Annotated in this window: 12 protein-coding genes and 1 pseudogene; 7 read left to right on the top strand and 6 right to left on the bottom strand. The window is 61.7% G+C overall.

Features of this window, described 5'->3' with window-relative positions; genetic code table 11:
• Positions 1-13 precede the first annotated feature (13 nt).
• From HJD22_RS09365 to HJD22_RS09350, 4 genes are all read left to right on the top strand, one after another.
• Positions 14-1,228, top strand: a complete 1,215-nt coding sequence (locus tag HJD22_RS09365) for a benzoate/H(+) symporter BenE family transporter (protein ID WP_208655713.1) — start codon at positions 14-16, stop codon at positions 1,226-1,228.
• A 307-nt stretch (positions 1,229-1,535) separates the two neighbouring features.
• Positions 1,536-2,558, top strand: coding sequence for a TRAP transporter substrate-binding protein (locus HJD22_RS09360; protein ID WP_208655714.1), 1,023 nt, complete (start codon positions 1,536-1,538; stop codon positions 2,556-2,558).
• Between the two features lie 20 nt (positions 2,559-2,578).
• A complete protein-coding gene (locus tag HJD22_RS09355; RefSeq protein WP_208655715.1) occupies positions 2,579-3,103 on the top strand; it encodes a TRAP transporter small permease in 525 nt (174 codons plus the stop codon).
• Entirely contained in the window at positions 3,093-4,379 is a 1,287-nt protein-coding gene (locus tag HJD22_RS09350; protein ID WP_208655716.1) for a TRAP transporter large permease, read from the top strand. The genes HJD22_RS09355 and HJD22_RS09350 overlap by 11 nt, the downstream gene beginning before the upstream one ends.
• Positions 4,380-4,465: 86 nt before the next feature.
• On the opposite strand, the gene HJD22_RS09345 is transcribed toward HJD22_RS09350, so the two are convergent.
• Complete coding sequence (locus HJD22_RS09345; RefSeq protein WP_208655717.1) at positions 4,466-5,377, bottom strand: helix-turn-helix domain-containing protein; 912 nt, start codon at positions 5,375-5,377, stop codon at positions 4,466-4,468.
• Positions 5,378-5,515: 138 nt separating this feature from the next.
• Between HJD22_RS09345 and pobA the strand changes: the two genes are divergently transcribed.
• Positions 5,516-6,700: a 4-hydroxybenzoate 3-monooxygenase gene (pobA, locus tag HJD22_RS09340; RefSeq protein ID WP_208655718.1), complete on the top strand. Its 1,185-nt coding sequence runs from the start codon at positions 5,516-5,518 to the stop codon at positions 6,698-6,700.
• 70 nt (positions 6,701-6,770) lie between these two features.
• Here pobA and HJD22_RS09335 read toward each other — a convergent pair whose 3' ends face one another.
• On the bottom strand, positions 6,771-7,280 hold the full coding sequence (locus HJD22_RS09335) for a hypothetical protein (protein WP_208655719.1): 510 nt from the start codon (positions 7,278-7,280) through the stop codon (positions 6,771-6,773).
• Between the two features lie 164 nt (positions 7,281-7,444).
• Here HJD22_RS09335 and yegQ point away from each other — a divergent pair, with 164 nt between their 5' ends.
• Positions 7,445-8,755: a tRNA 5-hydroxyuridine modification protein YegQ gene (gene yegQ / locus HJD22_RS09330; RefSeq protein WP_208656896.1), complete on the top strand. Its 1,311-nt coding sequence runs from the start codon at positions 7,445-7,447 to the stop codon at positions 8,753-8,755.
• 257 nt (positions 8,756-9,012) lie between these two features.
• On the opposite strand, the gene fabB is transcribed toward yegQ, so the two are convergent.
• Positions 9,013-10,230: a beta-ketoacyl-ACP synthase I gene (fabB, locus tag HJD22_RS09325; protein ID WP_208655720.1), complete on the bottom strand. Its 1,218-nt coding sequence runs from the start codon at positions 10,228-10,230 to the stop codon at positions 9,013-9,015.
• 12 nt (positions 10,231-10,242) lie between these two features.
• Positions 10,243-10,758, bottom strand: coding sequence for a 3-hydroxyacyl-[acyl-carrier-protein] dehydratase FabA (gene fabA / locus HJD22_RS09320; protein WP_208655721.1), 516 nt, complete (start codon positions 10,756-10,758; stop codon positions 10,243-10,245).
• A 219-nt stretch (positions 10,759-10,977) separates the two neighbouring features.
• Between fabA and HJD22_RS09315 the strand changes: the two genes are divergently transcribed.
• Entirely contained in the window at positions 10,978-12,807 is a 1,830-nt protein-coding gene (locus HJD22_RS09315) for a bifunctional diguanylate cyclase/phosphodiesterase (protein ID WP_208655722.1), read from the top strand.
• Positions 12,808-12,838: 31 nt separating this feature from the next.
• Here the strand turns inward: HJD22_RS09315 and HJD22_RS17805 are convergent.
• Together HJD22_RS17805 and HJD22_RS09305 are read right to left on the bottom strand one after the other, a co-directional pair.
• Positions 12,839-12,895 (bottom strand): annotated as a pseudogene (locus HJD22_RS17805) (hypothetical protein); the annotation flags it as partial.
• A 43-nt stretch (positions 12,896-12,938) separates the two neighbouring features.
• Positions 12,939-13,850 (bottom strand): MerR family transcriptional regulator, encoded by a 912-nt coding sequence (locus HJD22_RS09305; protein WP_208655723.1) that lies wholly within the window; start codon positions 13,848-13,850, stop codon positions 12,939-12,941.
• Positions 13,851-14,068: the final 218 nt, after the last annotated feature.

The following is a 14,068-nucleotide window of genomic DNA, read 5'->3' as shown; positions in this document are numbered from 1 at the left end:
TGGGAGCTTGAAGATGTCTTTGCGCAGCGACTGGTCGTTTCCCGCCATCACCGCCGGCTTCGTGGCGGTGATGATCTCCTATGCCGGCCCGCTGGCGATTTTCTTTCAGGCGGCGCAGAGTGCCGAAGTCTCCGCTGCCATGATGAGCTCCTGGATATGGGCGATCTCGATCGGCGCGGCCGTGTCCGGGATAGGCCTCAGCTTGTGGCTCAAGGTACCGGTAGTCACCGCCTGGTCGGCACCAGGCACGGCACTGTTGGTAACGCTGTTCCCAGGGCTTTCACTAAACGAGGCGGTGGGGGCCTATCTCACTGCGGCGGCGATTATCTTGGTCATCGGTCTCAGCGGCTCCTTCGATCGCATCATCCGGCTGATCCCGCCGGGGATTGCCGCGGCGATGATGGCCGGGATTCTCTTTCAGTTCGGTATCGGGGTCTTCACTTCACTGGAGAGCGCACCTTTGCTGGCGATTGGCATGTTGGCCGCCTATTTGGTCTTCAAGCGGCTGTCGCCGCGCTACTTCCTGGTGCTTTTGCTGATCGCGGGTATCGCCTTGGCAGTGCTGTTTGAAGGCGCCAGTCTCCAAGGTGTCTCCTGGCAGTTGGCTCAGCCACAATTGATTCGTCCCGAGTGGACGCTTAGTACCACGCTCAGCCTGGCCATCCCGTTGGCGCTGGTCAGCCTTACCGGACAGTTCCTGCCGGGAATGGCAATTTTGCGTGGGGCAGGTTATGACACACAGGCTAGGCCGATACTGACAGCCGCAAGTCTGGTATCGATACCCATGGCGCTGTTTGGTGGGATTACCACTGTGGTGGCGGCGATTACTGCGGCGCTATGCACAGGCAAGGAGGCGCACCCGGACCCCGGCAAGCGCTACGTGGCGGGGGTAGCCAACGGTGTCTTCTATCTGCTCGGCGCCATGTTCTCAGGCAGTATAGTGCTTTTGTTTACCTCACTGCCCGGCACCTTCGTGGCACTGCTGGCCGGATTGGCGCTGATTGGTGCGATTACCGCCAATATCACCGCAGCCGCGGCGGAAAAGCAGCATCTCGAAGCGTCGATGATCACTTTCCTGGCCACCGCTTCGGGCATGAGCCTGTTTGGGCTGGGGTCGGCCTTCTGGGGAGTAGTGATCGGCTGCGCCGCTTATGGTGTGCTGCATGCCAGGCGCGACAAGAGCATGGGCTTGCTCAAGCCCAAAGGCGCTCGTGTCAGCTCTCGTTGAGAATTGAAAATATGGCTATCGTGCCAGCCCTCTCGTTGCGAAGCTCGGTCGACGCCTGTCTAGCAGGACCAAAGTCTTTCTTCAATCTTGCAGAAGTCCAAGAAATTTTATCGATTGCCTCTTTCTATAATGAGCCGACTTCAGATGGTGTTGCACTGGCCATGATTGGCAATCGATGATGCTGCGCCTCATAGACCAAAGTGGGTTATCGCCCGGCGCGCAGGTGGAGTATTTTCACATTATGCTTCGAACTGTTGTTCACTATGCGAACAATTGGTTGTCATAATAACTCTCCCTGGAGGTTCCCATGAACCGTACGCTCTCCCACTGCCTGCTGGCACTCTCCATCGCCGGCGTCTCCGCTACCGCCAATGCCGCGACTACCTTGCGCATGTCGCACTTCTGGCCCGACGGATCGTCGATCAACCAGGATATCTTCCAGGCGTGGGCCAATGCCATCGAGGAGCAGTCGGGAGGCGAGCTGCGCATCGAGAACTACCCCTCTCAGACGCTGAGCCGGGCCGATGCCGCCTATCAAGGTACGGTCAGCGGCATTTCGGATATTGCCATCACTGCACAAGGCTATACGGCGGGGCGCTTCCCGCTGTCGCAGATCGTCGAATTGCCCGGTGTCTCCGATACGGCAAGCCAGGGTGCTTGCATCCTGCAGACGCTTTATGACGATGGCCACATCGCAAGCGAATACGAGGACACCAAGGTGCTCTATATGTTCACCACCGGCCCTGGCTACCTGCATACGGTGAACAGCGATGTCCAGTCGCCGAGCGACCTCAATGGGCTACGCATTCGACGTCCTACCGCAGTGGCCGGCGAGATGCTCGAACAGCTCGGTGCGCAGCCGGTGGGTATGCCGGCGCCGGATATCTACACCTCGTTGCAGCGCGGCGTGATCGATGGCCTGAGCTTCCCCTGGGAGGGCATGAAGGTGTTCCGCCTCAACGAGCTGGCCAACTACCACACCCAGGTGCCGTTCTACTCGCTGGTATTCGTGGCGACCATGAACCAGCGCGCCTTCGATCGCCTCTCTCCCGAACAGCAGGCGGCCATCGAGAACAACATGGGCATGCAGTGGAGCGAAGTGGCCGGCGGTGTGTTCGATGCCCTGGACGAAGCCGGCAAGCGCGATGCCGAAGAGGCTGGCCACACCATCCGGGTGATTGATAATCCGCTCGAGAACGAGGAGTGGTCCGGTCCGCTCATGGCAGGTATCGAAAAGTACCTTGATGAGTTGGAAGGTCGCGGGCTCGATAACGCTCGCGAGGTCTATCAGGCCGCCATGGATGCACGCGATAGCTGTCCTGCCAATTGATCTCATCGAGGAGTATTTCCATGCAGGGGCTGTTACGCCTGAGCCACCTGCTGGCAGTGATATGCCAGCTGGTGGCGGGAATCGCGCTGCTGGCGCTGATGTCGATCACCGTGATCGATGTGTTGATGCGTATGATGTTTAGGCTCTCGGGTGGAGCGCTGAACTGGAGCGTCATCGGCAGCGTGGAACTCGTCAGCTATCTGATGATGTTCTCACTGCTGGCGGCGATGGCGGCCAATATCGAAAAGAGTCAGGTGGTCGTCGAAGCCTTCAGCCATCGGCTGCCCGAGGCGCTGAAACAGCGCCTGGGCGGCTTCTTCCTGCTGGGCTTTGTCGGGCTTGGCGGGGTACTCGCCGTGGGCCTGTGGCAAGCCGGTATCGATGCGCGTGCCTATGGGGAGGTGACGCAGGATTTGCGCTTGCCCATGGGCCCGATCTATCAGAGCGGCGCCGTGCTGTGCGCGCTGCTGACCGCACGTAGCCTGGTGCATGCCGTACTCGGCGGAGTATTCGCCGTAGAGGGAGGTGCCGGCAATGAGCAGTGAGATGATAGGCGGCCTGGGGCTGATCGGCCTGCTGGTACTGCTGGTGCTGCGCGTTCCCGTTGCACTTGCCATGTTGCTGACCGGGGTGGTGGGCTTCTCCCAGGTGATTTCCTGGTCGGCGGCCATGGCCATGCTCAAGTCGGTGCCGGTGGATGTGCTGTCGAGCTACAGCTTCAGCGCGATTCCGATGTTCATCCTGATGGGGGTACTGGCGGCCCACTCCGGTATGGCCGGCATGCTGTTCAATTCCACCCGTACCATGTGCGGCGGCTGGAAGGGCGGCATGGCCATCGCCACGGTGGGCTCTTGCGGGATCTTCTCGGCGATCTCGGGCTCATCGCTGGCTACCGCCAGCACCATGACGCGAGTGGCGCTGCCGGAGATGGAAAAGCACGGCTACCAGCGCTCGCTGGCCACCGGCACCCTGGCGGCGGGCGGCACCCTGGGAATCATGATTCCACCTAGCATCGCGCTGCTGATCTATGCGGTGCTCACCGAGCAGTCGGTGGGCGACATGTTCGCCGCGGGAATCATTCCCGGCCTGCTGGGCCTACTGTTCTATGCGTTGACTGTCTCGGTGATGATGCGCCTCAAGCCTGAGTTGGCGGTACCCGGCGAGCCGACCACCTTCGTTGAGAAGTTTCGCTCGCTGGCCGGCCTGATACCGTTCTTCGGTGTATTCGTGATCATCATCCTGGGGATCTACCAGGGGTTCTTCACGCCGACCGAAGGGGCTGCCGTCGGTGCCTTCACCACACTGCTCTACGCGATCTACAAGGGCATGCGCCTGGCGGGGCTATGGCGCAGCGTGCAGGAGACCCTGGCCCTTTCGGCGGTGGTATTCTTCATGCTGGTGGGGGCCGAGACATTGGGCTACTTCATCTCGGTATCACGCATCTCGTTCAGCATCAGCCTCTACCTGGGCGGGCTTGAAGTGCCGACCATGGTGATCCTGCTGCTGATCCTGCTGCTCTACTTCGTGCTCGGCATGTTCATGGACTCGATCGCCATGCTGGTGATCACGGTGCCGGTGGTGTTCCCGATCATCACCATGCTGGGCATCGATCCGATCTGGTTCGGCATTCTCACCGTACTGACCGTGGAGCTGGGCTTGGTGACGCCGCCAGTGGGAATGAACGTCTTCGTGATCAAGGCGATGGCGCCGCATGTCACGCTGGGTGAGATCTACCGTGGGGTAGCGCCGTTCATCGTTGCTGACCTGCTGCGCCTGCTGCTGCTGCTCGCCTTCCCGATACTGACGCTTTGGCTGATCTGATCCTCAGGGTCTGCCTTGCGATAAGTGCTACGCTCGTCATTGTGTCCGCACACGGTCTGGCCGGTGCGGGCGATTGCTTTCTTGCTTCAAGTAGTAGCCAGCTCGCCTTGCCGCTGTCTGAATCCCTTGGGCGAGAGCCCGGTATTGCGCTTGAAGAAGCGAGTGAAGTAGGCCGGTTCGGAAAAGCCCAGGCCGTCGGAGATCTGGCTGATGGTCATGTTGGTGTAGATGAGCTGGCGCTTGGCTTCCAGCAGCAGGCGCTCGTGCAGCAGCTGCAGTGCGCTGCGTCCAGCTAGGCGCCGGCATAACGTGTTGAGGTGCGCACCGGTCACGCCAAGACAGGTGGCCAGCGCCTCTATGGTGGGTTGCTCGCGATAGCGGGCCTCGACCAGCGCCTGGAAATTCTGCAGATGCACCTGTCCCTTGTCGGGCTTTCCGCTACTGCCGCGAGGCGCCCGGGGCACTGAGTGCTGGTGCTCGGCGCGCCGCATCAGCTGTACCGCCAACGCCTGAATCAGCGCATGCAGCAGTGGGTCGCGTCCCAGGCCGGGGCTGCGGTACGCCTCGGCGATCTGGGTGGTCAGCGTATCGATATCCGTGGCAACCTTGCCGAGCAAGGTGAAGTGGGCCGCTCTGGCAAGCACGCTGCCTCGCGGGCCAAGGCGCTCGGCCAGCTGATCGGCGAGAGGCTTGGCCAGGGTGATGATATGGCCCTGGATATCGTGGGCGAAGCGAAAGCCGTGAATGCTCATGCTCGGGATCACGATCAGCACTGGCCCCTGCAGTGGCCGGATGACCCCCTCGAGGTCAAGCTCCACTTCACCCGACGCGATGTGCAGCACATGCACTAGATCGGCATGTCGGTGGGTGCGGATATGCCAGTTATGCAACTGGCTGCGCTCGGCGATCGATTCGCAGTGCAGCAGGTCCGGTGTCGGCCAGTGGTGCGTTTCGCCATAGAGCTTGAAGACAGGCACCAGTTGCTGAGACGTCGTCACGGTTCACCTCGCTGCGGATACGACCAAAGTTGCTACATTATCTGCAAAATATCCAATTCGTATTGCTGATATTGCCTTATAAGCCATGCTCGATCACTGAAAAATACAACTATCGATTCAATGATCACGGGGCAGTGCATGAAGACTCAAGTCGCCATTATCGGGGCAGGACCCGCCGGCCTGCTGCTTGGGCAGCTGCTGCTGCGCCAGGGCATCGACAACGTGATCCTCGAGCGCCGCTCGGGGGAGTACGTGCTAGAGCGGATACGAGCCGGGGTGCTGGAACAGGGCATGGTCGACCTGCTGTGCGAGGCGGGGGTCGACGAGCGCATGAACGAAGAGGGACTGCCCCACGATGGCTTCGAGCTAGCCTTCGACAATCGCCGCGTGCGCATCGACCTCGCCGCGCTGACCGGCGGCAGCAAGGTGATGGTCTATGGCCAGACCGAGGTGACCCGCGATCTGATGCAGGCGCGCAAGGCCGCTGGCGGCAAGACGCTCTACGAGGCCGAAAACGTCCAGCCCCATGATCTGGACAGCGATGCGCCCTACCTCACCTTCGAGCATGGCGGTGAGACGCAGCGTCTGGAGTGCGACTACGTGGCGGGCTGCGACGGTTTCCATGGCGTCTCGCGGCAATCGATTCCCAAGGACCGTCTCAAGGAGTTCGAGCGTGTCTATCCGTTTGGCTGGCTGGGGATTCTCTCCGATACGCCACCGGTCTCCCACGAACTGATCTACGCCAATCATGAACGCGGATTCTCGCTGTGCAGCATGCGCTCCGAGAGCCGGAGCCGTTATTACATTCAGGTTCCCAGCGACGAGCAGGTCGAGAACTGGTCCGACGAGCGTTTCTGGGCGGAACTCAAGCGCCGCCTGCCCGACGACGTGGCGCAAGCACTGGTTACCGGCCCCTCGATCGAGAAGAGCATCGCGCCGCTCAGAAGCTTCGTTGCCGAGCCGATGCAGTATGGCCGCCTGTTCCTGCTCGGCGATGCCGCGCATATCGTGCCGCCCACTGGCGCCAAGGGGCTCAACCTGGCGGCAAGTGATGTCAATACGCTCTACCGGCTGATGATCGAGGTCTATCGGAATGGCCGTACCGATCTGATACCGCGATATTCCGAGACCTGCCTCAAGCGAGTCTGGAAGGCCGAACGCTTCTCCTGGTGGATGACCTCGATCCTGCACAAGTTCTCCGAGGAGGAAGACTTCGGCACGCGCATGCAGCAAGCCGAGCTCGACTACTACACCAGCTCCGAGGCAGGGCTCAGGACCATCGCCGAGAACTATGTTGGACTACCCTACGAATCGCTTGAGTGACAGCGCGCCTGCTTGCGTCATCCTCCTTGGCCCAGGCTATGCCCGGGCTTTTTTGCAACTGCCGGGAGACTCATCGCCGCTCGTGGAAGAGCCGCTCGATCTCGTCGAAATCGAGCGCTGCCTCGCGCTGGCGAGCCAACTGTTCACCGATCAACACGGTACTGGCGCCCCAGATCAGGTGCACACCGATCATCAACCGGCGCCGCTGAGCCGGATGCCGGGTGGGTGGCGCCAATATCTTGAACGCGGGAATCCAGCCGAAGTAGCTAGTCGCCCAGACCGCCACGCCATAGGCGCTACCGTATAGCGCAGGGTGGCTTACCCGCTTGCCGATGAGCGGATAGGCGGCCCCGGCCGCAGCGCCATAGGCAAAGTGCGAGAGCAGGCTCAGGTGGGTGAGCTGTTGATCATCAAGCGTCGGCTCCGCCCCGAGCTTGTGCATGATGTCCTGGGTGATCTCCCGGGGTGGCAGGGGATACTGCTCGTCGCGTGGAAGGCGTTTGAACAGTGTGCTCATGCCCAAGGTCATGGGCACGGTGGCAAGCAAGCCGCCGATGGCACCGGCTAGATATCGGTTCATGTGTCCTCCTGACAATCGGCTTCGTTAAGCCGTTTCCTGCTGCTAACCATAGACGCCTGATATTGAGCTGTCGTGCCGGCCATCGCGATATCTCTTTGATATCGATCAAGACGTCTTCTCCTCAGCTGCGGCACACTGGCCATTTCCCAGTCGAGTCGTCGGATATTTCCATGCCTGAACTGCTGTCGCCCGCCGGCACCTTCCGCAACATGCGCTACGCCTTTGCCTATGGTGCCGATGCTGTCTATGCCGGCCAGCCGCGCTACTCGCTGCGCGTGCGCAACAACGACTTCACTCTCGTCACCCTGCATCGGGGCATCGCCTACGCCCATGCTCGCGGCAAGCGTTTCTACGTTGCCTCGAACATCGCCCCACACAACAGCAAGCTCAAGACCTATCTGCGCGACATGGCGCCGGTGGTCGAGGCCGGCCCCGATGCACTGATCATGTCCGACCCGGGGCTGATCATGATGGTGCGCGAACGCTGGCCCGAGCAGACCCTGCACCTCTCGGTACAGGCCAATGTGGTCAACTGGGCGGCGGCGAAGTTCTGGCAGGCGCAGGGCATTAGCCGCATCATCCTGTCGCGGGAGCTATCGCTTGGCGAGGTCGCCGAGATTCGCGCCGAGTGCCCGGATCTCGAGATCGAGACCTTCGTGCATGGCGCGCTGTGCATCGCCTACTCGGGGCGCTGCCTGCTGTCGGGTTACTTCAACCGTCGCGATCCCAACCAGGGCACCTGCACCAATGCCTGCCGCTGGAAGTATGACACGCTGCCCGCGCGCAGCGACGAGTGCGGTGACCTGATTCCCGCCACGTCGGTCCCGGTCAAGACGGCGCTGTTCGAGGAGCTCTCGCGCCCCGGCGAGAGGATGGCGGTGGAGGAGGACGAGCATGGCACCTACGTGATGAACTCCAAGGATCTGCGCGCCGTGCAGCACGTGGCGGCACTCGCCGAGATGGGGGTGGCGTCGCTGAAGATCGAGGGGCGCACCAAATCGCACTACTACGTGGCGCGCACCGCTCAGGTCTATCGTCGCGCCATCGACGATGCCGTGGCCGGGCGTCCCTTCGACATGCGGCTGATGGATGAGCTCGACAATCTCGCCAATCGTGGGTATACCGAGGGCTTCTATCGGCGCCATGTGCATGACAAGTATCAGAATTATCAACAGGGCCATTCGGTGGGCGTCCACCAGCAGTTCGTCGGCGACGTGATCGGTTACGATCCCGACCGAGGCTGGCTGGAGGTGGAGGTCAAGAACCGCTTCGAGACGGGTGATACGCTGGAGCTGATGCTGCCCGGTGGCAATCGCCGCTTCACCCTTGCACGCATCGAGAGCCGCAGTGGCGAGGCGATGGCGGTCGCGCCTGGGTCGGGACATCGGGTGCGTATCCCGGTGCCTGGCGAGGCCATCGACGCCGAACATATCGAGTTCGCGCTGTTGCTGCGCGATCTTGCCGGCCCGCATTGACACGATCACTTCTTCGACACTCGAGGCTCATTGATGACGTGGTCATACCCCCTTCACGCGAGGGCTGGCCGCGGTCGCGGCGGTCGGCGTGTTCATCTATATCATCGGCGCGGCGATTCGCCACGATCCGCTCTTCTGGCTGGCGGCACTGTAGAGCACCTGCCTGCACCCTTACCACCGAGACACTGCCACATCTCATAACGACAAACGGCGCCTCGGCGCCGTGTCGTTTTTATCCTTTGGTCTATGGCTGCGGATCAATCACGGTACTGCTGCAGCACCAGGCAGGCATTGGTGCCGCCAAAGCCGAAGCTGTTGGAGAGAACCCGCGTAAGGCCAGCGTTATCGCGACGCGTGGTGACGATATCGAATCCGGCGGCCTGCTCGTCGAGTTCATCGACATTGGCCGAGGCAGCGATGAAGTCGTGATTGAGCATCAGCAGCGAATAGATGGTCTCCTGCACACCGGTGGCGCCCAGCGAGTGGCCGGTCAGCGACTTGGTGGAGCTCATCGGTGGCGCGTTGTCGCCGAACACGTCGCGAATCGCCTTGAGCTCGGCGACATCGCCCACCGGCGTCGAGGTGCCGTGGGTGTTGATGTAGTCGATCTTGCCGTCGAGATTGGCCATCGCCTGGCGCATGCAGCGCGCAGCACCCTCGCCTGAGGGAGCGACCATGTCATGACCATCCGAGGTGGCGCCGTAACCGACCAGCTCGGCGTAAATCTTGGCACCACGCGCCTTGGCGTGCTCGAGCTCCTCGAGCACCAGCATGCCACCGCCACCGGCGATGACGAAACCGTCGCGACTCTTGTCATAGGGGCGCGACGCTTTGTCGGGCGTCTCGTTGTACTGGGTGGAAAGCGCGCCCATGGCGTCGAACAGGCAGGAGAGGGTCCAGTGCTCCTCTTCGCCGCCGCCGGCGAACACCACGTCCTGCTTGCCGAGCTGGATCTGCTCGACGGCCGCGCCGATACAGTGGGCGGAGGTAGCGCAGGCCGAGGAGATCGAGTAGTTCACACCCTTGATCTTGAACGGTGTGGCAAGGCAAGCCGATACGGTGCTGCCCATGGTGCGGGTCACTCGATAGGGACCCACGCGACGCAGCCCCTTCTCGCGCAGGACGTCGGCCGCTTCCACCTGGTTGGCGCTGGAGGCGCCCCCCGAGCCGGCGATCAGACCGGTACGCTCATGGGAGACCTGCTCGGGGGTAAGCCCGGCATCCTCGATGGCCTGAGCCATGGAGACGTAGGCATAGGCCGCCGCATCGCCCATGAAACGGTGCAGCTTGCGGTCGATCAAGGCATCGAGGTCGATGTCGACCACACCGGCGACATGGCTGCGAAAGCCAAGCTCGGCGTACTCCTCCTTGAAACGGATGCCGGAGCGCCCGCTCTTGAGTGCATCGAGCACCTGCTGCTGGTCATTGCCGAGGCAAGACACGATACCTAGTCCGGTGACTACCACTCGTCGCATGGAAGCCTCCTGTCAGAAATTCGCAGTGGAAGTAAACAGGCCGACCCGCAGGTCATTGGCCTGATAGATTTCACGTCCGTCGACGGACAGCGTGCCGTCAGCGAGACCTAGAATTAGTCGCCGGGTGATGATGCGCTTCACATGGATATGATAGGTGACCTTGCCGGCGCTCGGCAGGATCTGGCCGGTGAACTTGACGTCGCCGCAACCCAGCGCTCGGCCGCGTCCCGGATGGCCAAGCCAGCCCAGATAGAAGCCGACCAACTGCCACATGGCATCGAGCCCCAAGCAGCCGGGCATGACCGGGTCGCCGGGGAAGTGGCAATCGAAGAACCACAGTTCCGGATGGATATCGAGCTCGGCGATCAGCTCGCCCTTGCCGTGGACACCGCCTGCCTCATGAATATGAGTGATGCGATCGAGCATCAGCATGTTGGGTGCCGGCAGCTGGGCGTTGCCGGGGCCGAAGAGTTCGCCTCGGCTGCATGCCAGCAGCTCGTCATGACTAAAGGAGTGTTGCTTGGTCACTGAGTCGTTCCAAGTAGCAAATGGAGTCAGTCGCGAGCGTCGCGGATTGTGAGCATTCTACTGACAGCAGGCGGCGATTGCACGCCAGCCGACATCCTTGTGGCGAAGGGGATCCATTGGCTCGCCCTTCAGTGTCGGGAAAAGATGCCGATAGAGAAGTATTGAGCTCTGTATCGACCAATCGAGTCGCCCTATTCACTCAGGATAACGACAACTGTCATGTGGCCATCTTTTTCCCTCAATCGTCCCCTGGTATGGATGGGACTCGCTGCGCTGGCCGCGCTTCTCTGGCTACCCGACCTATGGCTGCGCGTCGCCGCCTTGACGATGGTCTGCGTCGGCCTCTGGGATGGCTGGCGTCAGGTCTCGCTCGAGACCCGGCGCTGCCGGCTTGCCGAGGCAGCGCTCAAGCTCACCGAAGATGGCGTCATGATCAGCGACGCCAAGAGCCGTATCGTTGCCGTCAATCCTGCCTTTACCCAGATCACCGGCTACACCAGCGATGAAGTGTTTGGTCAGGACCCCTCCATGCTCTCCTCGGGGCGGCACGACAAGGCCTTTTATGAGCGCTACTGGCAGACACTACATGCCACGGGCCGCTGGGAGGGGGAGGTCTGGAACCGGCGCAAGCATGGCGATGAGTATCCCGAGTGGCTGCGCGTGCAGGCCTATACTGACCTGAAAGGCCGCATCAGCCACTATGTCGGCCTTTTCACGGATATCTCGCGCCACAAGGCGCGTGAGCAGGATTTGCGGCGTATCGGTTTCGAGGATCCGTTGACCGGGCTGCCCAACCGTCGTCGCCTGCACGATCTGATGACCTCGCGGCTGCGCCAGCTGCGCGCCGGCGAGGGGCTGGATATCGCGCTGATCGATATCGATGGCTTCAAGAGTGTCAACGATGCCATGGGGGTCGACATTGGCGACCGGCTATTGGCACGCTTTGGCCAGCGCCTGGCCGGCCATGTGGCGGGCGGCGTGGTGGGGCGTCTAGGCGGCGACGAGTTCATGGTGATCCGTACTACCACCTTCGACGACCATGAGCAGTGGGTCACCGGCCTGCGCGAGCACTTGAGCGAACCTTTCGAGCTCAATGGTCATGCACTGCGCCTGGGCTTGACCATCGGCAGTTGCCGAGCCCCGGATGATGGCAACGACTCGGGTGTACTGTTCCAGCGCCTGGAGTCGGCGCTCTACAGCGCCAAGCGCCATGGCCGTAACAACGATCAGCGCTTCCGCCCCTCCCTGGATGTCACCGGCAATCGCCAGCTGGCGCTGGTCAATGACCTGCGTGCCGCACTTGCCACCGGCAGCCAATTGGAGCTGCACTACCAGACACAGCATCGTCTTGTCGATGGCGCTCTGGTGGGGATGGAGGCCCTGCTGCGCTGGCGTCACCCCGAGTACGGCATGATCTCGCCGGGCGATTTCATTCCCCTGGCCGAGCGCCATGGCTTGATGACCTCCCTGGGGGGCTGGGTAGTCGAACAGGCCATCGCCCAGCTCGCCAGCTGGCGGCAGATCGGCATGCCGATGGTCACGGTGTGGGTCAATATCTCCGCCATGCAATTGATCCAGGGCGACCTCGAAGCACGTCTGGCTTCTGCGCTTAGCAAGTATCAGGTCTCAGCTTCGCTGCTCGGGCTCGAGCTGACCGAGTCGGTGCTGCTCGACGATCGTGCCGGCGATATCTATCCCCGGATGGAGGCGCTTCGGGCGCTTGGTCATCAGATCGCCATCGATGACTTCGGTACCGGCTACTCGTCGCTGAGCTACCTCAAGCGCCTGCCGATCGACAAGCTGAAGCTGGATCGTGCCTTCATACGATCGTTGCCGGGAGATAGCGCCGATGCCGCCATCGTCAGCGCGGTACTGGCGATTGCGCGGGGATTGGAACTCGAGGTCATTGCGGAGGGAGTCGAGACCCAGGAGCAGTGCAACTTCCTGAGCGAGAACGGCTGTCCAATCGTGCAGGGTTTCCTCTTCTCAAGACCAATCCCGGTTCAGGAACTCGAGGCGCAGCTGCTTGGCGAGGTGCAGTCGGCATGAGTGGTCCGCAGCGCGTAGCCGCTTCGCTCAGTGCGGTATTGTCGTGAATGCGCAGGTCACTGCGAAACCATACCAGGCGCGGTGTCATCGCTTCGCTCCCTATCCGTGCTTCCTGTCGTGGCTGGCAGACCTCAGCCCGTGACCAGCGGCGAGAGACGGGACATTGCCTGGAGCGGATCGTCGCCGAGCACTGCCACTTGGCTGTCGGCAAGCTCGCCTGCACGAATCCGCGCGACCGGGCCGCACAAGCCGAGCGGCACTTCGAGCTGCTCGGCCAGGCGTGGCAGCTGGCGACGGATGAGATCGGCACGCTCGGCCTGGCCGCTGCACAGCAGCAGGGCGGAGGCCTTGAAGCGCTGAACGGCGAGTGGCATCTCAGCGAGCGGTAGTGGAGCGTCAAAGAGATGGATACGAAAGCCGCTCTGGCTGGCCGCCAGAGCGATCATCAATACCCACAGCATGCCTGCGTCTTCAGGCAGGCGGCTGATGATCAGTGCCGGGCCGTGATTCGAGCGGTTGGCGTGATAGAGCCGGGTGCCGATCAGGGTGCGCAGGAAGGTCTCCAGTGTACGCCTCTGCAGCATCGCGCCCAGTTGTTCGTCCCAGTGCTCCTCAAGCGTTTCGACCATTGGCTTGAGCAGCTCGGTCAGGCAAGTGGAAACGGGGTAGAGCGCCATGCCCTGGTTGAAGAGGGTGTCGAGTCGCGCTAGGTCCAGCGCTTCCACCGCATTGACCAGTTGCTCACGCTGAGTCTGCCAGTCACCGGCCGCCGGGGACGATGTCTCCAGCGTGGCGGGCTGCTCGAGCAGTTCGCGTACCTGGCTGACGGGCACGCCACGACTCAGCCACTGCAGTATGCTCTCGATGCGCTTGATGTCCTCGCGGGCGTAGAGGCGATGACCCTTGGGAGTACGTTGCGGGCAGATCAGTGCATAGCGACGCTCCCAGGCCCGCAGTGTCACCGAGTTGACGCCGGTCAGGCGCGACACCTCGCGGATCGGATATAGCGGCGCGCCGGCCGGGTGGGTCGCCTTGTCACTCATGCAAACGAATACCTCTTGCGGGTGCGGTAATGCAGCCGTCATCTCGATCGGTGACATTACCCTATTAGCCTTGCTTTCAGGATGCAGAAAAATATTGTACAGGGCAATCCTGTTGTACAAATAATGGTTCAGACGTTAATCATCCACTTGGACGATCATCAAGAATGAGTGCCAAGAGGTTATCGTTCAATTCATGGCAGACTGGACATTATTGGCTA

This window comes from Halomonas sp. TA22, from assembly GCF_013009075.1.
Classification (GTDB): Bacteria; Pseudomonadota; Gammaproteobacteria; order Pseudomonadales; family Halomonadaceae; genus TA22.
Note: the sequence above shows the minus strand (reverse complement) of the source record. Positions and strands in the feature narration are given on the sequence as shown.